Source organism: Rhodococcus sp. 2H158, assembly GCF_053764755.1.
The window spans coordinates 162,043-186,929 of record NZ_JBSNCE010000011.1; the positions used below are offsets into that span (position 1 = coordinate 162,043).

Below are 24,887 nucleotides of genomic sequence, written 5' to 3' on the forward strand. Positions count from 1 at the left end.
TCCTACAGGTTCGGGGTGATCTGGCGATCGATGATCTGCTGCAGCTGACGGGTGACGTCGCCGAACGCCGTCGTCACGTCGGCGCCCTGGAGGGCGATCTGTTCGAGGCCGGTGCCGATGATCTGGTCGCCGCCGGGTACGAAGACGCGCGCGTAGTCCTGCGAGCGTGTGCGCGCGAGTTGGTCGACGGCGGTACGGGAGTTGGGGTTCTGCTCGAGGAACGCCTTCATGTCGGGGTTCTCGGTGGCGGACTTGCGCACCGGCATGTAGCCGATCCTCTGCGAGAAGTAGGCGGTGTTCTCCCCGTTGGTGACGAAGTCGATGAACTTCAGCGCGTTGCGCTTTCGCTCGTCGGAGATGTTCGCCGGGATCGCCAGTCCGGCGCCGCCGGTGGGGCATCCCGGAGTGCCGTCGGGGGCCGGCAGGAACGCGGTACCGAAGTCGAACGCGGCGTTCTTCGTGATGCCGGACAGGTCGCCGGTGGAGGCGATCGTGGACGCGATGATCCCGGCGGAGAAGTCGTTGGCGATGTCCGTGGAGACGCCCGCGTACTTCCCGGTGTGGATCATGTCCTTCAGGAACTGTCCCGCGGCGATCGTCTCCGCGTCGCCGAAGCGCAGCCGCCAGCCGTCGGAGTAGGCACCGCCGAACGTCCAGATCGGTCCTTCGAAGGTCCAACCGAGGTAGTCCTTGGCGTTGCCCCAGCCGTGCGCCAGCTTGCCGGATCCGACGACGCGTTGCAGTTCGGGACCCCACTCGGAGAATTCCTGCCAGGTGCCGGGCCCGCGGTCGGGCAGTCCGGCCTGCCGCCAGACGTCGCGGTTGTAGTAGAACAGCGGGGTCGAGCGGGCGTAGGGCAGCGCGAAGTGGCGACCCTCGAAGAGGTAGTCGGCCAGCAGGGAATCGACGTAGTCGCCGGTATCCACGCCGACCTCGGTGAACAGGTCGTCGAGCGGCGTGATCGCGCCGGCGAGCGCGTAGTTGAACCACCACACGTCCGACAGGACCACGACATCGGGCAGATCGCCCCCGGACAGGGCTGCGTTGAACTTCTGCGACACCTCTTCATAGTTCTTGCCGCCGTCGACGAGGTCGACGGTCAGGTCCGGATACTTCGCCTGGAACCGGGCGATGAGTTCCTTCTCCACGTCCTGGGACTTGCCCGGGTGGTTGGACCAGAACTTGATCGTGTTCGCGGCGGAAGCGGACCCCGAGGTGCCCGACGACCCGGACGAGCCGGTGCCGGCGCACGCGGCCAGCGCTGCGCTCGCCGCGACCACCCCGGTCAGTCCCAGAAATCCACGCCTGTTGATGTTCACGAAGTTGCTCCTAGGAGAGTTCAGCCCTTGACCGCACCGGAGGTGAGGCCCTTGATCATGTGTCGTTGCAGCGCAAGGAAGATCACGAGGATCGGCAGCATGGCCAGCACCGTGCCGGCCATCACCGGACCCCAGTTGGTGACGCCGTCGTTGTTCTGCAACTGGGTCAGTCCGATCGGCAGCGGGGCCACCGACGCGTCGTCGGCCATGAGGAACGGCCACAGGTATTCGTTCCACTCGTTGACCACGGTGATGAGCGCGAACGCGACCAGGGTCGGCCCGGACAGGGGCAGCACGACCCGCCACAGCAGACGGACGTGCCCGGCGCCGTCCATCCGCGCCGCCTCGATGATCTCCGCGGGAATGGACAGGAAGTGGTTGCGCAGCAGGAACGTTCCGAACGCGACGCCCGCGAGCGGCACGATGATTCCCTGGAAGGTGTTGCGCCATCCCCATTCCGCCACCAGCGCGTAGTTGGAGATGACCGTGATCTGGTTCGGCACCATCAGGGCGGCGACGATGCCGAGGAACACGAGATTCTTCCCGGGGAACCGCAAGAACACCAGACCGTAGGCGCTCAGGATGCCGAGGACGAACTTCACGCTCGACAGCACCGTGGTGATGATCAGTGAGTTCCGCAGGAACGTGCCGAACGGCACCGAGGTGACGGCCTCCGTGTAATTCTGGGGATGGAACACGCTGGGCCACCAGGTGACCGGCAGCGTGTAGATGTCGGGCCGCTGCTTGAACGACGTCACCACGATCCAGTACAGCGGCAGCGCCACGACGAGCAGCGCGACGACCATCGCGGCGTAGGCGAGCACACGGATCGCGCGCTCCCGACGCCGGTACGGCTCTACCGCCGTCGGCTCCGCACGTACGATCCGGCGGTCCAGGAGCGCCGTCATTCCACGATCTCCTTCCGCGCATCCGGCCGGATGTCACATTCCTTCGATGGGATCGAACGCATGTCACATTCGGCCCCACGCCCACGCCCGCGCCCGCGACGGCGGGGGCGGGGGCGGCGGACGGGGCGCGGCCGGTCGTCGCGGTCCATGAGACGCACCTGGTACACCGTGACGGCCAGCAGCACGAGGAACATGATGGTCGCGACGGTGGCGCCGTAGCCGGCCCGGAAATTCCGGAAGGACTCGTTGTAGACCTGGTAGACCATCGTGGTGGTTCCGGTGCCGAGCGGCCCGCCCCGGGTCATCACGTTGATGATGTCGAAGACCTGGAACGAGTTGAGCAGCACGGTGATCGACAGGAAGTACGTGGTGGGACGCAGCTGCGGCAGGAGTACGCGCCGGAAGGCGGTCCACGACGAGGCGCCGTCGATCGCGGCGGCCTCGGAGAGCTCGGGGCGCAGGCCCTGCAGGGCGGCGAGATAGATGACGAAGGTGTAGCCGAGGTTCTTCCACAGGTAGGTGAGGGTGACCATCACCAGCGCCCAGGCCGGATCCTGGTAGAAGTCCGGGGCGCCGATCCCGATCCTGTCCAGCAGGTCCTGGACGAGACCGAAGTTCGGGTCGAACACGAACTGGAACGCCACGCCCACCGCGGCGCCGGAGATGACGAACGGCGCGAAGAGCGCGGAGCGGACGAGGTTGCGGCCCATGAGTTTACGGTCCAACAACAGCGCCAGCGCCAGACCGAGCAGCATGGATCCCGCGACGGTGGCGACGGTGAAGACGACGGTGTTGCCGACGATCTGCCAGGTGTCGGCGCGGCCGAACCACTCGCGGTAGTTGCCGAATCCGACGAACGTGGCGGTGGGGCTCGAGATGTTCCACTCGAAGAACGAGAGGCGGATGTTGTCGACGAGCGGCCGGTACGTGAACAGGATCAGCAGCGCGAGGTTCGGCCCGATCAGCGCGGCGAACAGCGCGTAGTCGCCCCATGGGCGTCGCGACAGCCCCCGATCGGGTTGGGGCAATACTCTTTCCGGACTCGAGCGCACTGCGGCAGTGTGCCTGCCGCGGGCGAACCGGAGGTTACGCCGGTCTGGCGCCGGCGAGTACTCTCGCCACCCGGAAGGTCACCAGGTGCTCGCCGGCGTCGACCGTTGTCCGGCTAGAGGTTCCAGTCGCCGAGGCCGTCCCAGCCGTTGAGGGTGCCGCCACCGGTGTTCTGCACGATCACCGGGTCGCCCTTCTGGGCGTTCTCGAAGAACCAGCGACCGTCCTCGGTGCTCACGTTCAGGCAGCCGTGGCTGACGTTGGTGTTGCCCTGCGCCCACTCGGACCACGGCGCCGCGTGCACGAAGATGCCGCTGTTGGAGATGCGGGTCGCGTACTCGACGTAGGTGCGGTATCCCTCGGGCGAGTCGACCGGAACGCCGTACGTGGACGAGTCCATGTACATGTCGCGGAACTTCTCGCCGACGATGTAGGTGCCGTTGGGCGTCTCGTAGCCGGGCTTGCCGAACGACGTCGGCATGGTCTTGACGACCTCGCCGTTGCGGGTGACGGTGATGGTCTTGGTGTTGTCGTCCGCGACGGTGATCAGCGCGTCGCCGACGGTGTACGACGACTGCGTGCCCCCGGCGGTCACGGTGACCTGGGTGTGGGCCGGCCAGAACTCGAACGGCCGCCACCGCACCTGCCGGTCCGAGGCCCAGTAGAAGTGCCCGGACACCGGCGGGTTCGACGTGACGGAGATGGCGCGCTCGGCGGCCGCGCGATCGGTGATGTTCTCGTCGAAGCGGATGATGATCGGCTGGGCCACGCCGACCGTCTCACCGTTCGACGGGTTGATCGACGGGGCCGAGAACGGCGGCGGCGTGGGTGCGACGGAGTTCGAGCCGCCCGGAAGCCTCTCGACGAGTTCCTGCACGCTCGGCAGTTCGGGCCCGCCCGGCCACAGGGGTACCGCGGCGGCGGGTCCCGTCATGGTGAGCATGGCGGCGCCGACCCCCACCAGCGCGGTGGCGACACGGCCGGACCAGCGACCGGCGCGGCCGCGACTGCTCGGCCGACCCTTCTTCTCGAACATTCGACAACCCATCGTTCGTTCGTGCCGTCGCACCCACGTCCGCCCCGACAGCGACGACTTGGCGAACCCATTAGACACAGCTCCCCGCGGGCGGGCAATTCGACCATGTCCGTCCGAACGGCCCCTCGCGGGCTCGCGCCCAGGTCAGGACTCGATTCGAGAGGCGGCAAGGAGATCGGCGACAGCGACGAACTTCACGCGAGAGCGACCCGCGGCGCCGCCCCGGGCGCGTTCCTGCTTGTCGATCTGCTGCCAGCCCCGGTAGTCGACGTACTCCGGCCGGCGCTCGGAGACCAGCGCCGCGAGCTTCTCCCGGTCTGCGACGGGTGCGACGAGCCGGCCGGCCACGAAATCCTGGACCAGGAGCTCGACGGTCTGGGCGGAGCACTGCTTGTTGGTGCCGATGACGCCGGTGGGTCCGCGCTTGATCCAGCCGGCGGTGTACACGCCGGGCAGCGGCTCGTTCGTCTCCGGGTCCACGACCCGGCCCTCCTCGTTGGGGAGGATGCCGCGCTGGCCGTCGAACGGCAGGTCGGCGACGGGGGCCCCGCGGTAGCCGACCGATCGCAGGACCAGGCCGGTGGCCAGGGTCTCGGTCTGCCCGGTGCGGTGCGCCTCGAGTCGGCCGTTCGCCTCGACCAGTTCGGTGCGTTCGAGGGTGATCGACTCGACCCGGCCGTCGCCGCTCAGCTCGACGGGGGCGGCGAGGAAACGCAGCACGATCCGCTTGTTGCCCTCGGTGGGGGGCCGCTGGGCGAAGCCCTGGACCTGTTCGACCTTCAGCGCGATCCGCGGTTCGGCGGTGGGGTCGTCGACGAGGGCGCGGCTGGCCGGGTCGAGTTCGGTCTCGGCCGGGTCGACGACGATGTCGACGCCCTCGAGCTGACCGAGGGCCAGCAGTTCCGGGTTGGTGTAGGCGGCCTGGGCGGGTCCACGGCGTCCCACGACGACGACCTCGCGGATGTTCGACTCGCGCAGGGCGGCGACGGCGTGGTCGGCCATGTCGGTCTTTGCCAGCTCGTCCGGGTCCATGACCAGCGCCCGCGCCACGTCGAGGGCGACGTTGCCGTTGCCGACGATCACCGCGCGTTCGCCGGACAGGTCGAAGGTGCGGTCGGCGTAGTCGGGGTGTCCGTTGTACCAGGCGACGAACTCGGTGGCCGCGTGCGAGCCGGGCAGGTCCTCGCCGGGCACGTCCAGGCGCCGGTCTCCGGCGGCGCCGACGGCGTAGATCACCGCATGGTGGTGCGCGAGCAGTTCCTCGTGGCTGATGTGGGTGCCCACCTCGACGTTGAACCAGCACTGGCTCTTCTTGTGGCCGAGGGCACTACGGAACAGCTCACCGACGGCCTTGGTGCTCTGATGGTCCGGGGCGACACCTGCGCGGACGAGGCCGTACGGGGTGGGCAGGCGGTCGAAGATGTCGACCTCGACGCGGGCCCGGCCGGTCAGCTCCAGCGCGGCGTAGCAGGCCGCCGGCCCCGAGCCGACGATCGCCACCCGCAGGGTGCCGAGCTCGGCGGGAATCTTGGTGCGGTCGCGTTCCTCGGGCCAGTCCGGTCCGATCGGGTATCGCCGGTAGTAGTCCTCGGCGATCTTCAGGTAGGGCTCGTGCGCGGCGGGCAGCTCGTTGTCGGCGTAGATCGCGTCCACCGGGCATTCGTCCACGCACGCGCCGCAGTCGATACAGGTGTCCGGGTCGATGTAGAGCATCTCGGTGGTGGCGAACGGCGCCTCGTCGGGCGTGGGATGGATGCAGTTGACGGGGCAGACCTCGACGCACGAGGCATCGTTGCAACACGCCTGGGTGATCACGTAAACCACGGTGGATACCTGCCTGAAGTGCCGGGGGTTCGACGACCCACTCAGACTATAACGTGTTCCAATTCCGGTCGAGATCCGGTTGGCCGCCCCTGCTCTCCCGGCGTGTCCCCCGCCACCGGACCGGCCGCGTCAGCCGTCGGTCGGCTCGATGCGGAAGCCGATCTTCACGGTCACCTGGATGTGCGCGACGGCCCCGTCGTCGATGTGGCCCCTGACGTTCATCACCTCGAACCACTCGAGGTGGCGCGTGGTCTCCGCCGCGCGCGCGACGGCCTGCTTGATCGCGTCGTCGACGCTGTCCGTCGACGAACCCACCACCTCGATCACCCGGTACACGTGGCTCACAGTGTCGCTCCCTCCGTATCGAACTGCTTCGAACAATCGTGGGGGTAGGCGCCGCGGCACCTTCCTCAGGCGCGGCGGGCCAGGTCGCGCGCCAGCGCGCCGAGTCGCGCGAGGCGCAGATCGCCCAGCGCGATCGGACCGCTGCCCAGCCGGTTCGTCGTGAACGCGAGCGACAGTCCGGTGTCGAGGTCGGCGAAGGCGCCGGAACCGCCGACCCCGTAGTGGCCGAGCGCCCCGCGCGGCCGCTCCCGGCTGACGAACACCGGCTGGTGGTAGCCGAGCCGCCACGCCATCGGGACCCCGAGCACGTAGTCGCGACCGCGCACCTGGACCTCGTTCATGGACTCGATGGTTTCCGGGTGCAGGAACTGCACGCCGTCGATCGTGCCGCCCGCGGCGATCGCCCCGTACATCCGCGCCAGGGCGCGCGCCGAGAACACCCCGTTCCAGCCGGGCATCACCGCGTCGTGCACCGCCGGATCGCGCACCAGCTCGTCGAACTCCTCCGGCATCGCGGCCTCCGCGAGGCCCCGGGTGAGGCTCACCCGGGACAGCACCGAGGCGGTCATCCCCCAGTGCAGGCCGGCGGGATTGATCCGCGGGAACAGCTTGGCGATGCGGTGCCGCTGCTCCTCCGGCACCCGGAACCAGAATTCGGGGATACCCAGGGGTTCGGCGATCTCCTGCCGGACGACGTCGACGAACGGCGACCCGGTCACGCGCTGCACGATCTCCGCGACGAGCCAGCCGTACGTGACGGCGTGGTATCCCGGGCCTTCCAGCCGGCGCGGGTCGGGTGGGGCCGCGGCCAGCGCACGGACCGTCGCGTCGTAGTCGACGATGCCCATCCGGCCGGGCCGCAGGTTGCGCACCCGGTGCAGTCCGGCCCGGTGGGTGAGCACGTCCGCGACGGTGACGTCCTCCTTGCCGGCCGCCGCGAACTCCGGCCAGTACCGCGCGACGGGGGCGAAGTAGTCGATCAGGCCGCGGTCGGCGAGCCGGTGCACCACGGTGGACGCCACGCCCTTGCCGGTGGAGAAGGACAGCGACACCGTGTCGCGGTTCCACCGCCGGTCGCGGGTGGCCCAGCCCGCCCAGATGTCGAGCACCTTCTCGCCGTCCAGGTAGGCGGCGAGGGCCCCGCCTCCGTGCCGGGGCAGCCGGTACAGGTCGAAGAAGCGATCCGCGAGCGGCAGGAATCGCCGGTCGACGTGCATCTCGGTCGGCGGCGGTTCCTGTACCGCCGTCGCGCCCCGCACCGGTCGGGCTGTCATCCGTGGTACCTCCCAGTCGACATCGTGCCGCCAGGTTACGTCGCAGCGTCCGGTCCCGAACGGGTTTTCCGCAGGCTCCCGGTCAGGGCGTGACGTACCGGAACGTCCCCAGCACGACGCACCCACGGCCGGTGGTGAGGTTGACGGCGGTCGCGGCGGACCCCTCGCACAGCACGGGATCGCGCAGGTCGCCGATGAAGGCCTGGGACTGCGGGCCGGCCACGACGAGCGCGGCCGCGGGCTCCTCGACGATGCCCAGGGCCAGCGCGTCCTCACCGAAACCGAGGGTGGCGAGAGAACCGCCGCGGGCCTCGCCCGCCCCGGCACCCCCCGAGAGCCCGGCCGCGAGCACCCGGGCCCCGGTGCGGGCGTCGGCGAAGCCGACTCCGCCGTCGCCGTGGGCCCACGCGCCGCTCGGTGCGTCCGCGACCGCGCCGCACGCGGTCCGCCCGTCGAGCTGGGTGACCGAGGCCGCCGAACCCGGGGGCGCCGCACATGTCACCGCCTGCGCGGGCGGCGCCGCGACGAGTGCGGCCCCGACGGCCGCCGCCACCACGGCCCCCCCACCGAGAACCCGAACCGACTTCCGCGCATCCGCTACCACCGACACGGTGACTGCCTCCTCCGGCCTCGTCCCCCCGCAAACCGAATCCCCCAGGGGGAGTCTACGGAGACGCGCACCGGTTCACCGGGTCGGCGGGCATCGATGCGGTCACGAGAGGTCACCGCCCCGGTGCATCCCTAGCCGGGCCGCCTGCGGTCGGTGTCGCGGGACGGCTGCACCCGCTTCGGCTCGCCCGGCATCTTCGGGTGGGTCGGCGGGTAGGGCAGGTCGCCGAGGCCCGCCGCGGCGTCCCGCTCGGCCATCTCGAGCAGCACGTCGAGCGCCTGCGCGGTCTCGTCCATCGCAGCCATCGGATCGCCGCGGCGCTCGAGCAGCCCCGGCACGGTCGCGATCGTGAAATCGTCCGGCTCGGCGTCGACGAGTTCGTCCCACGTCAGGGGTGTCGACACCGTCGCGATCGGGGTGCGCCGCACCGAATACGCCGACGCGATCGTCTTGTCCCGGGCGTTCTGGTTGAAGTCGAGGAAGATGCGCTGCCCGCGCTCCTCCTTCCACCACGCGGTGGTGGCCCGGCCGCCGCTGCGGCGTTCCACCTCCCGCATCAGGGCGATCCCGGCGCGGCGCACGCCGACGAAGTCCCACTCCGGGACGATGCGGACGTACACGTGCAGGCCGCGGCCGCCCGACGTCTTCGGGAAACCGACCAGACCCAGTTCGTCGAGCAGCGGTCGCAGCACCTCGAGCGCGACCGCGCGGGCGTCGCCGAACGCGGTCCCCGGCTGCGGGTCGAGATCGATGCGCAACTCGTCCGGGCGGTCGACGTCCCCGCACCGCACCGCCCACGGATGGAACGTCACGGTGCCCAGGTTCGCCGCCCACACGACGTCCGCCGCGCTGCGCACCCGCAGCACGTCGGCGGTGCGGCCGGACGGAAACGTCACCTCGCACGTCGCGACGTGGTCGGGCCGGCGGGCAGGCACCCGCTTCTGGTAGATCTCCTCGCCCTCGATCCCGTCGGGGAACCGCTGCAGATGTGTCGGCCGCTCCCGCAGCGCCTGCAGCAGCGGCGCCGAGCCGGCCGTCGCGACGGTCCGGTAGTACTCGACGAGGCGGCGCTTGGCGCCGGCCTCTCCGAGCCGGGGGAAGTACACCTTGTCGGGGTTGGACAGGCGGACGGGCACGCCGCCGACGTCCAGTTCCACCGAGGGAGAACGCTTCGCGTCGGGCACCGGAGGTCACACTCCTGTCCGGTCGAGGACGTCGCCGAGGTCGTACCGCACCGGCACGTCCAACTGCTCGAAGGTGCAGCTGCGCGGCTCGCGGTCCGGTCGCCACCGCAGGAACCGCGCCGCGTGCCGGAACCGCAGGCCGGTCTCGGCGTTGCCCTCCATCTGGTCGTAGGCCACCTCCAGGACCCGCTCCGGCCGCAGCGGTATCCATCGGCGGTCCACCGCCGTCCGCCACCGGCTCGGCTCCCCCTCGGCGACGACGTCGGCGCCGACCCGCAGCGGTGCGAGTTCGGCGAGCAGCTCCTTGCGCTGGTCGACGGTGAACGCCGACGCACCGCCCACCATCACCGGCTCGTCGCCGCCGTCGTACAGGCCCAGCAGCAGGGACCCGACCCCGTCGATGCTCTTGTGCGGCCGGTAGCCGATGAGCACGCAGTCGGCGGTGCGGGCGTGCTTGACCTTGAGCATCTCCCGCTTGTCCGGCACATAGGGCCCGTCGAGACGCTTGGCGACGACCCCGTCGAGACCGGCACCCTCGAACTCGGCGAACCACCGGCCGGCGATGTCCGCGTCGCGGGTGGCGGCCGTGACGTGGCAGCTGGGGCCGCCGCCGACCACCGCCCGCAGCCGCTCTCTGCGCCGCGCGAACGGCGCCTCCATCAGGTTCTCGTCACCGATCGCGAGCAGATCGAAGCCGACGAACTGCGCGGGGGTCTGCTCGGCGAGCAACGCGATGCGGCTCGCCGCCGGGTGGATTCGCTCGGACAGCGCCTGCCAGTCGAGCCGGATCCGGCCGTCGCGTGGGCGCGGCACCACGATCTCCCCGTCGACGACGCACCGGGCGGGCAGCTCGGCCCGCACCGCAGCCGCCAGTTCCGGGAAGTAGCGCACGAGGTCCTTGCCGCCGCGCGAGCCGAACACCACCTCGTCGCCGTCGCGGAACACGACGGCGCGGAAGCCGTCCCATTTCGGCTCGTACGACCACTCGGGGTCGCCGTCGGTGGGCTGGGCCGGGACCTCGGACACGGCCTTGGCGAGCATCGGTGCTATCGGCGGAGCGACGGGCAGCTGCACCGGCCCATGGTCGCACCCGGAGCCGACTCGTGCCCGCCGGATTTGCGAGAAATCACCCTACGTTTCCCGCCCGAGGCGGACATTCCGTACGCTCTCCCCCCATGAACTTCATTCGACGGGTGAGCGGCACCGCCGTCGCGCTGGCCGCGGCGGCTCTGGTACTCGGCGCGTGCGGATCGGACGTCGAGCCCCGGGCGGTGCCCGAGTCCGGGTCCGAGACCACGTCGGCCAGTGCATCGGATACCCGGACCACCACCGGCCGTCCGACCACTACCACGGCACCGACGTCCCCCGGCTCCTCCGGCCTGGACATCGACGTCGAGATCGGCGACTGTGTGCGCCTCGGTGGCACCGTGGACGACGCGACCATCGAGAACGCGACCTGCGGCAGCATGGACTCGAACTACAAGGTGATCGACATCGTCGACTCCAGCGAGCAGTGTGTCTCGGACGCCGACCAGACCTACTACGAGTCCTCCTCCGGTGTCGAGGTGGGTGCCCTGTGCCTCGACGTCGACTGGGTGGTGGACAGCTGCATGGACATCTCCGGCGAGGACCCGCAACGCGTCGACTGCGCCGCGCCCGGCCCCGAGACGGAGAAGGTCACCGAGATCCTGCAGAACACCGACAACGTGAACGACTGCTCCGTCTCCGAGGGCGGATTCGTCTACAGCGAGCGTCGTTTCGTGGTCTGCACCGACACACTCTGAGGTCGCCGTCCGCCGCGGCCGACTACAACCAGCCGCGGCGGCGGAAGATCGCGTAGAGCCCCGCGCACGTCATGACCATCATCAGTAGGGCCATGGGATATCCAGCGGCCCAATGCAATTCGGGCATGGTGTCGAAGTTCATCCCGTAGACCGTGCCGATCAGCGTGGGCGCGAACAGAATCGCCGCCCACGCCGAGATCCGCTTGATCTCCTCGTTCTGCTCGATGCTGGCCCGGCTGAGATTGCGCATCTCCTCGTTCTGCATCTGCGAGACCAGCGTGGCGTTGACCGTGAGGATGTTGCCGAGCAGCTGACGGAAGCTGTCGACCTGCTCGACGACCGTCGTCGCGTGGTCGGTGACGTCCCGCAGGTAGCGCTGCAGTTCGTCGTCGGTGCGGTACTTGGCAAATCCCGACGACAGCCCGGACAGCACGGTGAGCAGCGGCTTGGCCGCCCGCTGGAACTCGATGACCTCGCGGGACAGTTCGTAGATGCGGCGCGAGACCCGCGGATCGCCGCTGAACACCTCGGTCTCGATCTCGTCGATGTCGTTCTGCAAGCCCGCGACGACCGGCGCGTACCCGTCGACGACGGCGTCGAGGATCGCGTAGAGCACCGCCTCGGGGCCGAGCCGCAGCAGATCCGGCTCGCTCTCCATCCGGTCCCGCACCGCCGACAGATCGGGCGATTCGCTGTGCCGGACGGTCAGCACGAACGTCGGGCCGACGAAGACGTGCACTTCACCGAAGTCGACCCGCTCGGATTCGTCGACGTAGCGGGCGGCACGCAGCACGACGAACAGCGTGTCGCCGTACCGCTCGAGCTTCGGGCGCTGATGCGCGGCGATGGCATCCTCGACCGCGAGTTCGTGCAGCTCGAATTGCTCTGCGGCGGCATTGAGTTGAGCGTCGGTGGGCCGGTACATCCCGATCCACGCCATCGAGCCGGGCTCGGGCAGGCAGTCGAGGGCCTGCGCGAGCGTCGCCGGCGACGCGACGCGGCGGCCGTCACGGTAGACCGCGCTGTCGACGATGCTGCTCTCCGCCCCCGCCGCGCCGTCACGGCCGGGACTCGACGCGACGGCGGGGTGCAGGGACGCACCGAACCCGGCGGACGGGTCGGCGGTCGCCGACGCGGAGCGACGCGGCAGCAGGGCACGGACGGAACGGTTCGGCAGCATGTCGGCACGGCCTTTCGGGGGGCACGGGGGATGACGGCGAGGGCATTCGCCGTGGGACGCACACGCGACGGCAACCGTCGCGCACCGAAAGGGCGCGTACGGGCTGCCGTCAGCCGGTACTCGGAGGTCGACTGCGCATCGCGAGTCCCACCTCCTCCACATCACCCGGAACCGCGCCGGGGGCCTGACGAAACACCAGCAGCGTACGCCTTCGTGCCGCGCGGAGCCATTTCGGCCGGTCCGGCGCACGACGTCGCGCAGCCCGGCGGACGGTGTCGGTGGCTGCGGCCACAATCGCCGTGACCGCCCCGACCGCCCGACCGCCCGACCGACCGACGACAGGACCCCCCGATGACGCACTGGCCCGATCGACCGATCTGCGCGTTCGACCTCGAGACCACCGACCGCGATCCGCGGATCGCGCGCATCGTGACCGCGTCCGTCGTCGTCCTCGACGGCGACACCGTCGCGTCGCGGACGTGGCTGCTCGATCCGGGCATCGAGATCCCGGAGGAGACGTCGGCGATCCACGGCGTGACCACGGAGCGGGCGCGCGCCGAGGGCCTCGAGTACACGGCCGGATACACCCAGATCCGCGAGGCACTGTCCGAGGCCTGGGTCCGCGATCACATCGTCGTGGCGTTCAACGCCAGTTACGACCTGACGGTGATCGACGCCGAGGGCCGCCGGTTGGGCCTACCGGGACTCGCCACGGGCCTGGTGTTCGACCCGTACGTCGTAGACCGCGAGATGGACCGCGGCCGCGAGGGCAGCCGCACCCTGCAGGCGGTCTGCGCTGCGTACGGCGTCACGCTGACCGCCGCCCATCAGGCCGAGGCGGACGCACTCGCGGCCGGGCAACTGGCGCGGGCGCTGTGCACCCGCTTCCCGCAGCTCGCCGACCTGGACATCATGACGGACCAGGCGGCCTGGCACGCGGAGCGGCAACGCAATTTCGCCGAGTACCTCTCGGGCCTCGGGCGAGACGTGTCGGACGTGGACCCGCAATGGCCCATCCGCGGTATAGCCTGAGAGCAGTTTCCGGGCGGCGGGTTCCGACGTCCGGCCTCACGGCACGGCGGCGAACGCGGCGGAGACGTACTCCGCCGAGCGATCGGAGCCGAGCAGGCCGGGTCCCATCTTGTTCATCATGTACGCGACGGTCATCCTGCGCTCGGTGTCGACGATGATCTGGGATCCACCCCAGCCGCCCCAGAAACAGATCCGCCCCTGCGGGATGAACGGAACCGATTCCGTTGTGGGAAGCCCGAATCCGACTCCGAAGCGGATGGGAACGCCGAGCACGAGATCGATGCCGTAGGACTGCTCATCGAATATCGTGTCGATGGTGTCGGCCGAGAGCAGGCGGACGTCGCCGACCCGTCCCCCGCACGCGATCACCGACTGGATCCTCGCCAGGGCACGAGCATTGGAATGCCCGTTGGCCGCGCCGATCTCGGCTTCGCGCCAACCGTCGCTCCAGGACGCCGTGGCGTCGGCGGGCGGACCGGTGAAGGTCTTCACCATCACGCTCGCGGGATCGAGGGTCGCGAGGTCGATCGGCAGCGGGGGCGGGGGGATGACCTCGGACACGCGCGAGTAGTCCGAGCGGGCCACGCCGAGGCGGAAGTCGGCGTCGAGGGGACGCGCGATCTCCTCCTCGATGAAGCCGGTCAGCGTCCGGCCGTCGACGCGGTGCACCACCTCGCCGATCAGATGCCCGTAGTTGAGCGCGTGGTAGCCGGAGGCCGTGCCGGGCTCCCACCACGGCGCCTGTGCCGCCAGCAGTTCCGTGGCCTTGGCGGTGTCGGCGAGGTCGTCCATCGTGAACGGCTGGTCCCAGCCGGACACGCCGGAGGTGTGGGACAGCAGGTGCCGGACCAGGATCCCGTCCTTGCCGTTGGCGGCGAAGTCGGACCAGTACCGCGCCACCGGTGCGTCGAGGTCGAGTTGCCCCCGGTCGACGAGCATCAGGGCGGCCAGGGCGGTGACCGTCTTGCTGCACGACCAGACGTTGGTGATGGTGTCCCGTTCCCACGGCCGCGTTCCGCCGGCGTCCATGGAGCCGCCCCAGATGTCGACGACGGGTTCGCCGTCGAGGGTCACTGCGATCGACGCGCCGACGTCCTCGCCCGATTCGAGATTGCGTTCGAGTGCCTCGCGCAGAGCGGAGAACCGGGGGTCACAGACGCCGTGGATGTCGGACATGGACTACTCCTGAAGTGAGGGTGCCAGCCAAAGTTGATTTCGAGTTCAACTCGGACGAGTATGCGCACTGCGTTCTGTGATGTCAATCACTGAAGCGCTGCACGGATTCCGGCCCGGCCGGCGACCGAATGTCCCATCGCATCGATGCAGTCGACTGAATGTGACATTCGGCCCGGGCGGTGGCGCTCACCCCTTGACGACGCCGAGCGGCACGAGCCGGGCGATCCGGCGGGCCAGGCCCGCACGTTCGCTCACCTCCGCCACCGCGTCGATGTCCTTGTACGCCTCCGGCTTCTCCTCGGCGAGTCCCCGCCACGAGCTTCCCCGCACGAGCACCCCGTGCGTCTCGAGTGCGTCGCGCACCGCCCGGCCGTCGGTGTGCCGGGCAGCACGGTGCCGGCTCTGCACCCGGCCGGCCCCGTGCGCGGTGGAGTAGAACGCCGGATTCCCGGCGACACCGGCCAGCACGTACGACGCGGTGCCCATCGTGCCGGGGATGAGCACGGGCTGCCCTGCGTCGGCGAGGTCGACGGGCACGTGGGGGTGGTCCGGCGGCAGGGACCGCGTCGCGCCCTTGCGGTGCACGCACAGCACGCGGACCCGGCCGCCGACCTCGTGCCGCTCGATCTTCGCCAGGTTGTGCGAGACGTCGTAGAGGAGGTCGAGGGTCGTGCCGGCCGTTTCCTCGAAGACCCGGCGGGCCGCCTCGGTGAGCAACTGCCGGTTGGCCCGGCCGTAGTTGGCCGCCGCCACCATGGCCCCGAGATAGGCCTCCCCCTCCGGCGACCGGACCGGAACGCACGCCAGCTGCCGGTCGGGGACGTGAATCCCATAGCGGCCCATCGCCTTACCCATCTCACGTACATGGTCGGTGCAAATCTGGTGGCCGAGGCCGCGGGATCCGCAGTGGATCATCACGCACACCGTGCCCACGTCGAGCCCCATCAGCCGCGCGGTGTCCGGATCGAAGACCCGCTCGACGGCCTGGACCTCGAGGAAGTGGTTTCCCGACCCGAGGCTGCCGAGCTGACCGAGGCCCCGCTCGACGGCACGGTCGCTCACCGCATCCGGGTCGGCGCCGTCCAACACGCCACGGTCCTCACACCGCTCGAGGTCGCGGGCGACACCGTGCCCCTGCTCCACCGCGAAGCGGGCGCCGCCCGCGAGCACCTGCCGCAGCACGGTGCGGTCCGGGAGTTCCCACACGCCCCGGGTCTCCATGCCGCGCGGTACGACGCGACCGAGCCGGTCCATCAGCACACCCAGGCGCGACGCGAGGGCGGACCGGTCCGCGTCGCGTGCGATCAGGAGCCGCACGCCGCACGAGATGTCGAAGCCCACGCCGCCGGGGGAGACGACGCCGCCGTCGTCGATGTCCGTCGCCGCGACCCCACCGATGGGAAAGCCGTAACCCCAGTGCACGTCCGGCATGGCGAACGACGCGGTGACGATGCCGGGCAGCGTCGCGACGTTGGCGACCTGGGTGAGCGCCTCGTCCCCCTCCGCGGCGGGGAGCAGGGACCGGGCGGCGAAGACGATCCCGGGTACGCGCATCGCGCCGGCCCGATCGATCCGGAACCGGTACGGGGTCTCCTCGACGATCCTCATCACTGTCCGATCCGGGGGCGGGAACGCGACGTCGGCGGCCTCGTTCCACCATAGGATCTGCAGTGCCTACTGCACAGGCCCGGGAGCGAATCATGAACGGAAGCGGGTACCGGTCGGTGCCGCACACGGCGGATCTGCGCATCGAGGCGTGGGCACCGACCCGTGACGAGTGCATCGCGCAGGCGGTGCGCGGCGCCGTCGCGAGCTTCGCCGACATCTCGTCCGCGGGACCCGGCCGGGTCCGCAACCGCCTGTTGACGGCCGACAGCGGCGAGGACCTGCTCGTCGCGGTGCTCGACGAGGTGATCTATCTGCTCGACACGGCCGGGGAGATCCCGATCGACGTGGTCGTCGAATCCGGCGGCGGCACCGCGGAGGCGCGGTTCTCGATGGTCGACGCCGCCGCGGCGGCCCAGATCGGTGCGGTCCCGAAGGCGGTGTCGCTCCACGAGCTGCGCCTCGACCGCGGACCGGACGGATGGTCGTGCTCGGTGACGCTGGACGTGTGAACCGGCGACGAGCGCCGCGGTACCGGTCGCGGCACGCCGAGCGCAGGCGACCGTGTGGGCGCACTCGCCGCGGTGACTTTCCGCTGTAGATGGCCGGGATTGCGTGCCGGGCACGGTGCCCGTTGCCGGGGCCGAGCCCCGGCTGGTCGGCGAGATCCGGCGAGCGGCTGCGCTACATCGGCATGTTCATCATGGGCATCCCGCCCATCTGGTGGAGCCACATCATCAGCTGGTGCAGCAGGGTGTGCGCCTGGTCCATCATGCCCATCATGTTCACGGCCGTGGCCTTTCCTGGAGCCGAGTAACCCTCGGGGGCGGGATCGTCCCACTATCGCCCTCTGCCGCTCCCCGATGTGTCCCCTCGAGTGCGAGATCCGTCTTCTTCAACAGATCTTCACGAGATCTCGACTTTCGGTGCCCGGGCACGGCATGAGTGAGCCGCCCGTTACCTTATTTACGGTCCTTCACAGAAGGACTACGGTCGCCAGACCCGGTATGACTCCTTGCCCCTGTCTCACGCATGATCCGGGGGGTGGTGTCGCCGGGTGTGGTGGCGTCGACGGACCGCTGATAGGGACACGGCCAACCGAAATTGTGTAGGTCTCTTTGTAACGTGGGTGCCGGGCGTCGATGCCGGATCGGCGACCGGCCGACCGAGACACAAGGGACGACCCCTGAATGGACTCGAACTATGCGGTGTACTGCGGCATCGACGTCGGCAAAGGCGAGCACCACGCCGTCGGACTGACCGCCGCCGGAAAGAAGATCTACGACAAGGCGTTGCCGAACGACGAAGCGAAACTGCGGGCGGTCTTCGACCGCCTGGCCAGCCACGGATCGGTGCTGGTGGTCGTCGACCAACCCAATACGATCGGCGCCCTGCCGGTCACCGTGGCCCGCGTAGGCGGCCACGAGGTCGGCTACCTGCCCGGACTGGCGATGCGCCGCATCGCCGACCTCTACCCCGGACAGGCGAAAACTGATGCCCGAGACGCGTTCATCATTGCCGATACCGCCCGCACCATGCCGCACACCCTGCGCCGGGTCGATACCGACGACGAGGCCCTCGCCGAGCTCGAGGTCCTCGTCGGGTTCGATGACGATCTCGCCGGTGAGGCCACCCGTGTGAGCAATCGGATCCGCGGTCTGCTCACTTCCATCCACCCCGCGCTCGAGCGGGTCCTCGGACCCCGCATCGCCCATCCGGCGGTCCTCGAGCTCCTCTCCCGCTGCGGTGGACCGGCCGGAATCCGCAAGGCAGGCAAGCGCAAGCTCACCGCGATCGCGGTCAAGCACGCACCCCGCATGGGCACCCGACTTGTCGACGAGATCCTCGCCGCCCTCGACGAGCAGACCGTGGTGGTCCCCGGTACCCAAGCCGCCGAGACCATCCTCCCCAAACTCGCCGGCACCCTGAAAGAGACTCTTCAGCAACGGAAAGCAGTCGCCGAGGAGGTGGAGAGGGCGCTCGATGAACACCCTCTTTCCCGGGTCCTGACCTCGATGCCCGGCATCGGTTTCAGGACTGCAGCCCGGGTCTTGATCGAGGTCGGTGACGGCTCCGCCTTCGCCTCCGCCGCACACCTGGCGGCCTACGCCGGCATCGCACCGGTCACCCGTAAATCGGGCTCATCGATCCGTGGCGAGCACCCGGCCCGATCCGGGAACAAAAAGCTCAAACGAGCGCTGTTCCTGTCCGCATTCTCCGCCCTCCATGACCCCACCAGTCGCGCCTACTACGACAAAAAGCGCGCCGAGAAGAAAAAGCACAACGCCGCCCTGATCTGCCTCGCCCGACGCCGCTGCGATGTTCTCTACGCCATGCTGAAAAACAAGGAACTCTACCGGGCGCCGCTCCCCTCAGCGGCTTGACAGGAACCATAGGGACACCCCCCGCACTTCGGAACCCGCCGGGGCCGGCGCGCACGGCGTAGCACCGGTTCGTTCGAGCTGGCGTGCGCCGCCCGCTCGGAGGTCAGTCCGCAGCGATGATGGGGGTGCCGCGGTCGGCCAGCCACTGCGCCGGGTCGGTCTTGGCGCCGGAGCGGTCTTCGACCTCGAAATGTAGGTGGGGTCCGGTGGAGTTGCCGCGATCTCCGACGGTGGCGATCTTCTGCCCGGCTTCGACTCGTTGCCCGACCTTCACCAGGTTGGCGTTGTTGTGGCCGTAAGTGGTCACCGTGCCGTCGTCGTGCCGGATGCGTACCCACAGCCCGTAGCCCTGTGCCGGTCCGGCGCTGATGACCTCCCCGTCGGCGACGGCGACAATCGGTGCGCCCATGGTGTTGGCGATGTCGATGCCTCCGTGTCCGCGCCCGTCACCGAAGGTGGAGGTGATCACCCCGGCGGTCGGGGCGACGGACCGGCCGGTCCCGCCCCAGCGCCCGCCCTCGGCCGGGCGCGGCGGGGTGGGGCCTGCCGGTGCGGCGCCGGGGTCTTCCTGCCCGGCGGCGCTCTCGTTGCCGGGGTCCGTATCGGGTATGCCCGCAGCCGGCGCGTCGTCTTCCTCGGGCGGCGTTCGAGGCTCCGGTGCCGGGGGGCCGTGACGACCCGGTGCGGTGGGTGTACCGGGGTCGGTGGTCAGTGCCGCCAGCAGACGCGGGGCGATGCTGTAATCCAGTCCGGCCAGTTCGGTGCGGCACACCGACAACAGGCTCGCCCCGGCCGAGGGGCCCTGGGCGCTCCATCGGGCCGCGCAGCCGGCCAGGGACTGCAGGGTGGCGACCGTGTCGGCGAGTGCGCCGTTGTCCCGGGCGGCGCGCGCGCCGCCGGTAGCGATGTTCGCTACCGTCTGCCATCGAGCGGGATCGACCACCTGCCCGGCCGGATCGGCTCCGGTGGTGGTGGTCAGCGCATCGGCCACGGACACCGCCACCGGCTCCGGTGGCACATGCGTCGCTCCGGCCGTCGGCGCCGTGAGCAGCGGGGCCGTCAGCCCCGCCGTCGATGCTCCCAGGATCAAGGCGGCCCACCGGCCGCCGTGCGTGCGGTGCATGGCACCTCCTCCCGCCGCCTCACGAGAATATGTCCGATTGGAGAGGTATATGCGTGTTTGTCAAGGCGACACACCGTAACGCTAGTGCACTTTCATCACTTGCGTCTCTCCAATCGCATACTCACCCGCTGACCCAGCAGTGTCGGGGCGGGTGCCGAAACGGGGCGGCGGGGTGGGCGGTCGGCCGGGTCGGCGATGATGCGCTGCTACAGTCGGGGAGTTGTGACGGCCCGATCGACTTCTCCGCCCCTGCGGACCGCGGTCGCATTGGTCGTCCTCTACCTTCTCGGCCACACCCTGGTGCAGTGTGGTCTCACCGTGGCGGACCGCCATCATCACGACGACGTGCACGTGAGTGCGACCGCGCAACCCGGTGCGGAAACGGCGCCCGGGCATGCCCATGTCGATCACGATTCGTCCGGCCTCGATCCTCACCACGACCAACTGTTCCTCGGCCCACGCGCGGACAACGCCGGGCGTCCGATCGCGGTGGTCACGCTGGTCGCGGTGGTGGTTACGGCTGCGGTCGCCTGGCGGCACGCCCCGACCCTGTCGCGGGCCCCGCCACCGGTGGCTGCCCCGGCCCGCAGCGGCCGGGCGATCCTCGACGAGCTCTGTATCAGCAGGTGCTGATCGGCAGCGGACCGGCCCGCGGGGGGACACCCCGCCGGCCCGTCTCGTGCTGCCCATCGCATCGTGCGCTCAGTGCGCGCCACCACAGAGATGACTCGTCATGAACAGTGCTGTCTTCCCCGTTTCCAATCCGCCGCGATCGTCGGCTCGGCTGTTGACCTCCGCCCCGTGCTACCCGGAGCCGACCACCATGGTCGGCAACACCCCGGTGCTGTGGATCGGCGAACCCTTCGCCGACGCCGGCGCCGGGTTCTGGGCCAAGCTCGAAGGGAACAATCCCGGGGGCATGAAGGACCGCCCCGCCCTGCACATGGTCGAACGCGCCCGCAGCCGGGGCGAGCTGACCCCCGGGGCCCGCATCATCGAGTCGAGCAGCGGCACCCTCGGACTCGGCCTGGCCCTGGCCGGCATCGTCCACGATCACCCGGTGACCGTGGTCACCGACCCCGGTCTCGAACCGATCATCCGTCGCATGCTCGCCGCCTACGGTGCCGAGGTGGAGCTGGTCACCGAACCGCACCCGACCGGCGGATGGCAACAGGCCCGGCGGGACCGGGTCCGTCAGCTGCTCGACGCCCACCCCGGCTCCTGGTGCCCGGACCAGTACAGCAATCCCGACAACGTCGAGGCCTACCAGTCACTGGCCTTGGAACTGCTCGCCCAGCTCGGCCGCGTCGACATGCTCGTCTGTTCGGTCGGTACCGGTGGACATTCGGCCGGCATCGCCCGGGTGCTGCGCCAGTTCTGCCCTGATCTGAAACTGGTGGGCGTCGACACCGTCGGATCGGCCCTGTTCGGCCAGCCCGACGCTGCCCGTCTGATGCGCGGACTGGGGTCGAGCATCCATCCGGGCAACATCGACTACGAGGCGTTCGACGAGGTGCACTGGGTTGCCCCCCGGGAGGCGGTGTGGTCGTGCCGAACCCTGGCCGCCACCCACCACGCCAGCGGTGGCTGGAGCGTGGGAGCGGTCGCCCTGGCCGCAGGCTGGCTCGCCCGCACCCACTCCCCGTACCTTCGGATCGCCGCGATCTTCCCGGACGGCCCGCAGCGGTACTTCGACACCGTCTACAACGACGACTTCTGCGCCGAGCACGGCCTGCTGGACGGACCGGCACCGACCGAGCCGGTGACCATCGACCATCCCACCGACCGTGTCGTGCGCTCGTGGACGCGATGCACCACCGTCGTCGACCCCGCGGAGCTGCGGCCGTGACGACCCTGGCGACCCGCTTCCGCAGTTTCGACCGCCCCAGCCAGGTGCTGATGGTCAACCAGTTCTCCATCAACGTCGGCTTCTACATGCTCATGCCGTATCTGGCGAGCTACCTGGCCGGCCCGCTCGGTTTGGCGGCCTGGGCCGTCGGGTTGGTGCTGGGGGTGCGCAACTTCTCCCAGCAGGGGATGTTCCTGCTGGGCGGCACCCTGGCCGACCGGCTGGGGTACAAGCCGCTCATCGTCGCCGGCTGCCTGCTGCGCACCGCCGGGTTCGTGCTGCTGGCCGCCGTCGACTCGCTGCCGGCGGTGCTGGTGGCCGCGGCGGCCACCGGATTCGCCGGCGCGTTGTTCAACCCCGCGGTGCGGGCCTATCTGGCCGCCGACGCCGGACCCCGCCGCGTCGAGGCGTTCGCGGTGTTCAACGTCTTCTACCAGGCCGGGATCCTGCTCGGTCCGCTGGTCGGCCTGGCGTTGACCGCGGTGGACTTCCGGGTCACCGCGCTGGTGGCTGCGGCGGTGTTCGCGGCGCTGACGGTGATGCAGATCCGGGCGCTGCCGGCGCAGACCGTCGAGACCACCGCCACCGCCGGCCCGCGCAACTCGATACTCGACGACTGGCGCACGGTGGTGGCCAACCGGCCGTTCGTGCTGTTCGCGGCGGCGATGATCGGCTCGTACGTTCTCTCGTTCCAGGTGTATCTGGCCTTGCCGCTGCAGGCCGAGGTCATCGCCCCGGACCAAGCATCGGGCACGGTGCTCGTGACCTCGCTGTTCGTGGTCTCCGGGTTGGTGGCGATCGCCGGGCAGCTACGTATCACCTCCTGGTGCGGCAACCGCTGGGGTCCCGGGCACAGCCTGGCCGTCGGGATGGTGATCATGGCAGCTGCGTTCGTGCCCGTAGCCGTGTCCTCCTCCGCCGCCGGCGCCTTCTGGGCGGTGGCCGCCGGGGCGTTGGTGCTGTCGGCGGCGATCCTTGCCGTCGGCACGGCGGCGGTGTTCCCGTTCGAGATGGACACCGTCGTCGCGCTCTCCGGGAACCGGCTCGTGGCCACCCACTACGGGTTCTACAACACCGTCGTCGGGGTGGGCATCCTGCTGGGCAACCTCGGCACCGGGGCGGTGTTCGGGTGGGCCGCCGACGCCGGCCTGGAATGGCTGATCTGGGTGCTGCTCACCGCGATCGGGGGCGGGTGCGCGGCAGCGCTGTTTCTGCTCCACCGCACCGGCCGGCTCACCGCCCCACCCCCGACGCCGACCGACGAGCAGGTCTCGGCCTCGGCATGATGCTCCCGCCGGGCACCCCTTTCGTCCGGCCCGAAGAAAGGAACCCCCGTATGTCTGTGTCCCGCCTGCCGGGCGCGGTGTCGGCGTTGGCCGCAGCTGCCCTGCTCGTGGCCGGGTGCTCGCCCCCCGACACCCCGAGCGCGACGACCGCACCCTCCGGCGCTGCCACCGCACCGCGCGTTGCGTTGTCCCCGACGCTCGATCACGTGCACGGGCTGACCGTCGATTCCGCCGGCACGATCCTGGCCGGCACCCACAGCGGACTGGTCGCGGTCGCGCCGTCCGGCGCCACCACCGAGGTCGGCACCTCCGACGACGACCTGATGGGACTGGCCGGGGTGTCCGGCAGCGACGTGCTGGTCGCCTCGGGCCATCCGGGTCCGTCGAACCCCGGCCCGAACCCGCTGGGGCTGCGCCGCAGCGACGACGGTGGGCGCACCTGGACCGACCGGTCCCTGCTCGGAGAGGTGGATTTCCACGCCCTGGCCACGGACGGCACCGTGGTGGTCGGTTTCGACGGCACCCGCGGCATCCGGGTGTCCACCGACGCCGGCACCACCTGGAGCGCCGGTGCCACCGTGGCGGCCGCGGCCCTGGCCCTGACCCCGGACGCGGTGTGGGCGATCACGCCGGCCGGGCTCGAGCGCAGCACCGACCTGGCACGCACCTTCACCCCGGTCGAGGGCGCACCCGCCCTCGTGCTGCTGGCCGGCACCGGCGACGGGCTGTGGGGCATCGACGCCGACGGCTACGCCCGGCGCAGCCGGGACGGCGCCGCCTGGGAGCAGCGGGCCTTCGTCGGGCAGGTGGAGGCGCTGACCGCTACCGGGTTCGATACCGCCTACGCCGCCACGGCCGAGGCCTTGTACACCCTGAACTGACGCGGTCGGACCGGGCGGTGCTCCCCGCTAACCGGTGGGGCCCGGCACGCCTGCGTGCCGGGCCCCACCGTGTCGACCGCGCGAGCGCGCCGGCATTCTCGCGGTCACAACGAGGACAAAATGTTCTCCATCGTGGTGATCTCCTGCTGCTGGGTCTCGGCGATGGTGCGGGCCATGGCCACCGCGTCGGGATTCTGCCCGGAGTCGACCTCGGTCTGCGCCATCGCGATCGCGCCACGGTGATGTTCGATCATCTGGGTCAGGAACAGGCGGGACGCGTCGACACCCTGTGCGTCGCGCAAGGCGGTCATGTCCTCGGCCGACATCATCCCGCTCATGCCGCCGCCCATCTGTCCGCCGCCGGGCATCGTGGTGGACTGCATCGGCATGTCGTGTCCGGGCATCTCCATCCCGGGGGACGACATGGGCATGTTCGGAGTGGCCATCGGCATGCTGGTCGTGCCCATGGGCACGGTGGGCTGCCCCCAGTCGGCGAGCCAGCTCTGCAGCTGCTCGATCTCCGGACCCTGGGCGGCCTTGATCTGCTGGGCCAGTTCGGTGACCCGCGGGTCGATGCCCTCCTTGGCCAGGATGACGTCGCTCATCTCGATGGCCTGGCTGTGGTGCGGGATCATCTGCTGGGCGAAGGTCACATCCGCCTGGTTGTGGTCGGCGGCCGTCTCGGCGGAGGCGCTGGTGGTCGCCGTCGCCGACGGGCTCGCCTGCGAGGCCTGATCGTTGCCCGAGTCGCTGCAGGCGGCCAGGGTGAGCGCCGCGGCGACCGCCACTGCGCCGGTGGCCAGAGACTTCTTCCTCACAAGCACATTCCTTTCCGTCGTGTACACGCACCGGGCCGACACCACGGTCGCGATACCGAAGGCATCCCCCACAGCGGCTGCGGCAACCCGGCCCGCGTCACCCCTCGGCGGGGGACGCGGACCACTGCGGGCGTGATACGCCTCGTCCGGATCCGAGCCTGGCAGCCGCACCCGGCGACAACTCGGACCTTTCGGTGAAGATTTCCTGAAGAACCACCG

The 24,887-nt window shown here is 70.1% G+C and carries 23 protein-coding genes; 8 read left to right on the forward strand and 15 right to left on the reverse strand.

Annotated features, from left to right (window positions below):
* Window positions 1–2: 2 nt before the first annotated feature.
* From ACWPOB_RS13155 to ACWPOB_RS13200, 10 genes are all read right to left on the reverse strand, one after another.
* Window positions 3–1,319, reverse strand: coding sequence for an ABC transporter substrate-binding protein (locus ACWPOB_RS13155; RefSeq protein ID WP_455401080.1), 1,317 nt, complete (start codon window positions 1,317–1,319; stop codon window positions 3–5).
* 20 nt (window positions 1,320–1,339) lie between these two features.
* A complete protein-coding gene (locus ACWPOB_RS13160; protein WP_455401081.1) occupies window positions 1,340–2,227 on the reverse strand; it encodes a carbohydrate ABC transporter permease in 888 nt (295 codons plus the stop codon).
* Entirely contained in the window at window positions 2,224–3,279 is a 1,056-nt protein-coding gene (locus tag ACWPOB_RS13165; RefSeq protein WP_455401082.1) for a carbohydrate ABC transporter permease, read from the reverse strand. Before ACWPOB_RS13165 ends, ACWPOB_RS13160 begins: the two co-directional genes overlap by 4 nt.
* Before the next feature lie 113 nt (window positions 3,280–3,392).
* Window positions 3,393–4,313, reverse strand: a complete 921-nt coding sequence (locus ACWPOB_RS13170) for a L,D-transpeptidase (protein WP_100058048.1) — start codon at window positions 4,311–4,313, stop codon at window positions 3,393–3,395.
* A 144-nt stretch (window positions 4,314–4,457) separates the two neighbouring features.
* Complete coding sequence (locus ACWPOB_RS13175) at window positions 4,458–6,137, reverse strand: FAD-dependent oxidoreductase (RefSeq protein WP_455401083.1); 1,680 nt, start codon at window positions 6,135–6,137, stop codon at window positions 4,458–4,460.
* A gap of 129 nt (window positions 6,138–6,266) precedes the next feature.
* Window positions 6,267–6,482 carry a dodecin gene (locus tag ACWPOB_RS13180; protein WP_006931721.1) on the reverse strand — a complete coding sequence of 72 codons (216 nt, stop codon included), beginning with the start codon at window positions 6,480–6,482 and terminating at the stop codon, window positions 6,267–6,269.
* Window positions 6,483–6,547: 65 nt separating this feature from the next.
* Window positions 6,548–7,756 carry a serine hydrolase domain-containing protein gene (locus ACWPOB_RS13185; RefSeq protein WP_455401084.1) on the reverse strand — a complete coding sequence of 403 codons (1,209 nt, stop codon included), beginning with the start codon at window positions 7,754–7,756 and terminating at the stop codon, window positions 6,548–6,550.
* 82 nt (window positions 7,757–7,838) lie between these two features.
* Window positions 7,839–8,366, reverse strand: coding sequence for a DUF6764 family protein (locus ACWPOB_RS13190; protein WP_455401085.1), 528 nt, complete (start codon window positions 8,364–8,366; stop codon window positions 7,839–7,841).
* 131 nt (window positions 8,367–8,497) lie between these two features.
* Entirely contained in the window at window positions 8,498–9,550 is a 1,053-nt protein-coding gene (locus ACWPOB_RS13195) for a DNA polymerase domain-containing protein (RefSeq protein ID WP_455401086.1), read from the reverse strand.
* Window positions 9,551–9,556: 6 nt separating this feature from the next.
* A complete protein-coding gene (locus ACWPOB_RS13200) occupies window positions 9,557–10,624 on the reverse strand; it encodes an ATP-dependent DNA ligase (protein WP_455401087.1) in 1,068 nt (355 codons plus the stop codon).
* Between the two features lie 101 nt (window positions 10,625–10,725).
* On the opposite strand from ACWPOB_RS13200, the gene lppU reads away from it, so the two are divergent.
* Entirely contained in the window at window positions 10,726–11,334 is a 609-nt protein-coding gene (lppU, locus tag ACWPOB_RS13205; RefSeq protein WP_455401088.1) for an LppU family putative lipoprotein, read from the forward strand.
* A gap of 22 nt (window positions 11,335–11,356) precedes the next feature.
* On the opposite strand, the gene corA is transcribed toward lppU, so the two are convergent.
* The gene (corA, locus tag ACWPOB_RS13210) at window positions 11,357–12,514 is read right to left on the reverse strand and encodes a magnesium/cobalt transporter CorA (protein WP_455401089.1); all 1,158 of its coding nucleotides are present in this window, start codon (window positions 12,512–12,514) and stop codon (window positions 11,357–11,359) included.
* Window positions 12,515–12,865: 351 nt separating this feature from the next.
* On the opposite strand from corA, the gene ACWPOB_RS13215 reads away from it, so the two are divergent.
* Entirely contained in the window at window positions 12,866–13,546 is a 681-nt protein-coding gene (locus tag ACWPOB_RS13215; RefSeq protein ID WP_455401090.1) for an exonuclease domain-containing protein, read from the forward strand.
* A gap of 36 nt (window positions 13,547–13,582) precedes the next feature.
* On the opposite strand, the gene ACWPOB_RS13220 is transcribed toward ACWPOB_RS13215, so the two are convergent.
* Complete coding sequence (locus tag ACWPOB_RS13220; RefSeq protein WP_455401091.1) at window positions 13,583–14,722, reverse strand: serine hydrolase domain-containing protein; 1,140 nt, start codon at window positions 14,720–14,722, stop codon at window positions 13,583–13,585.
* Window positions 14,723–14,908: 186 nt separating this feature from the next.
* Window positions 14,909–16,330 carry an RtcB family protein gene (locus tag ACWPOB_RS13225; RefSeq protein WP_455401092.1) on the reverse strand — a complete coding sequence of 474 codons (1,422 nt, stop codon included), beginning with the start codon at window positions 16,328–16,330 and terminating at the stop codon, window positions 14,909–14,911.
* 92 nt (window positions 16,331–16,422) lie between these two features.
* Here ACWPOB_RS13225 and ACWPOB_RS13230 point away from each other — a divergent pair, with 92 nt between their 5' ends.
* Together ACWPOB_RS13230 and ACWPOB_RS13235 are read left to right on the forward strand one after the other, a co-directional pair.
* Window positions 16,423–16,839 carry an archease gene (locus tag ACWPOB_RS13230; protein WP_455401093.1) on the forward strand — a complete coding sequence of 139 codons (417 nt, stop codon included), beginning with the start codon at window positions 16,423–16,425 and terminating at the stop codon, window positions 16,837–16,839.
* Between the two features lie 678 nt (window positions 16,840–17,517).
* Window positions 17,518–18,711, forward strand: a complete 1,194-nt coding sequence (locus ACWPOB_RS13235) for an IS110 family RNA-guided transposase (protein ID WP_455401094.1) — start codon at window positions 17,518–17,520, stop codon at window positions 18,709–18,711.
* Window positions 18,712–18,814: 103 nt separating this feature from the next.
* On the opposite strand, the gene ACWPOB_RS13240 is transcribed toward ACWPOB_RS13235, so the two are convergent.
* Window positions 18,815–19,834: a M23 family metallopeptidase gene (locus ACWPOB_RS13240; RefSeq protein WP_455401095.1), complete on the reverse strand. Its 1,020-nt coding sequence runs from the start codon at window positions 19,832–19,834 to the stop codon at window positions 18,815–18,817.
* A gap of 222 nt (window positions 19,835–20,056) precedes the next feature.
* On the opposite strand from ACWPOB_RS13240, the gene lpqS reads away from it, so the two are divergent.
* The 4 genes from lpqS (at window position 20,057) to ACWPOB_RS13260 (ending at window position 23,850) form a co-directional block, all read left to right on the forward strand.
* A complete protein-coding gene (gene lpqS, locus ACWPOB_RS13245; RefSeq protein ID WP_455401096.1) occupies window positions 20,057–20,467 on the forward strand; it encodes a putative copper homeostasis (lipo)protein LpqS in 411 nt (136 codons plus the stop codon).
* 100 nt (window positions 20,468–20,567) lie between these two features.
* The gene (locus ACWPOB_RS13250; RefSeq protein ID WP_455401097.1) at window positions 20,568–21,683 is read left to right on the forward strand and encodes a PLP-dependent cysteine synthase family protein; all 1,116 of its coding nucleotides are present in this window, start codon (window positions 20,568–20,570) and stop codon (window positions 21,681–21,683) included.
* Window positions 21,644–22,969 (forward strand): MFS transporter, encoded by a 1,326-nt coding sequence (locus ACWPOB_RS13255; RefSeq protein WP_455401112.1) that lies wholly within the window; start codon window positions 21,644–21,646, stop codon window positions 22,967–22,969. Before ACWPOB_RS13250 ends, ACWPOB_RS13255 begins: the two co-directional genes overlap by 40 nt.
* 50 nt (window positions 22,970–23,019) lie before the next feature.
* Window positions 23,020–23,850, forward strand: a complete 831-nt coding sequence (locus tag ACWPOB_RS13260; protein WP_455401098.1) for a F510_1955 family glycosylhydrolase — start codon at window positions 23,020–23,022, stop codon at window positions 23,848–23,850.
* A gap of 104 nt (window positions 23,851–23,954) precedes the next feature.
* Here ACWPOB_RS13260 and ACWPOB_RS13265 read toward each other — a convergent pair whose 3' ends face one another.
* Window positions 23,955–24,668, reverse strand: coding sequence for a DUF305 domain-containing protein (locus ACWPOB_RS13265; protein WP_455401099.1), 714 nt, complete (start codon window positions 24,666–24,668; stop codon window positions 23,955–23,957).
* Window positions 24,669–24,887: the final 219 nt, after the last annotated feature.

Excerpts from the sequence above, each read along its gene's own strand:
- ACWPOB_RS13160 (WP_455401081.1), bottom strand. The coding sequence starts at position 2,227 with ATGACGGCGCTCCTGGACCGCCGGATCGTACGTGCGGAGCCGACGGCG.
- ACWPOB_RS13170 (WP_100058048.1), bottom strand. The coding sequence starts at position 4,313 with ATGTTCGAGAAGAAGGGTCGGCCGAGCAGTCGCGGCCGCGCCGGTCGC.
- ACWPOB_RS13185 (WP_455401084.1), bottom strand. The coding sequence starts at position 7,756 with ATGACAGCCCGACCGGTGCGGGGCGCGACGGCGGTACAGGAACCGCCG.
- lppU (WP_455401088.1), top strand. The coding sequence starts at position 10,726 with ATGAACTTCATTCGACGGGTGAGCGGCACCGCCGTCGCGCTGGCCGCG.
- corA (WP_455401089.1), bottom strand. The coding sequence starts at position 12,514 with ATGCTGCCGAACCGTTCCGTCCGTGCCCTGCTGCCGCGTCGCTCCGCG.
- ACWPOB_RS13215 (WP_455401090.1), top strand. The coding sequence starts at position 12,866 with ATGACGCACTGGCCCGATCGACCGATCTGCGCGTTCGACCTCGAGACC.
- ACWPOB_RS13220 (WP_455401091.1), bottom strand. The coding sequence starts at position 14,722 with ATGTCCGACATCCACGGCGTCTGTGACCCCCGGTTCTCCGCTCTGCGC.
- ACWPOB_RS13225 (WP_455401092.1), bottom strand. The coding sequence starts at position 16,330 with ATGAGGATCGTCGAGGAGACCCCGTACCGGTTCCGGATCGATCGGGCC.
- ACWPOB_RS13230 (WP_455401093.1), top strand. The coding sequence starts at position 16,423 with ATGAACGGAAGCGGGTACCGGTCGGTGCCGCACACGGCGGATCTGCGC.
- ACWPOB_RS13235 (WP_455401094.1), top strand. The coding sequence starts at position 17,518 with ATGGACTCGAACTATGCGGTGTACTGCGGCATCGACGTCGGCAAAGGC.
- ACWPOB_RS13240 (WP_455401095.1), bottom strand. The coding sequence starts at position 19,834 with ATGCACCGCACGCACGGCGGCCGGTGGGCCGCCTTGATCCTGGGAGCA.
- ACWPOB_RS13250 (WP_455401097.1), top strand. The coding sequence starts at position 20,568 with ATGAACAGTGCTGTCTTCCCCGTTTCCAATCCGCCGCGATCGTCGGCT.
- ACWPOB_RS13255 (WP_455401112.1), top strand. The coding sequence starts at position 21,644 with ATGCACCACCGTCGTCGACCCCGCGGAGCTGCGGCCGTGACGACCCTG.
- ACWPOB_RS13260 (WP_455401098.1), top strand. The coding sequence starts at position 23,020 with ATGTCTGTGTCCCGCCTGCCGGGCGCGGTGTCGGCGTTGGCCGCAGCT.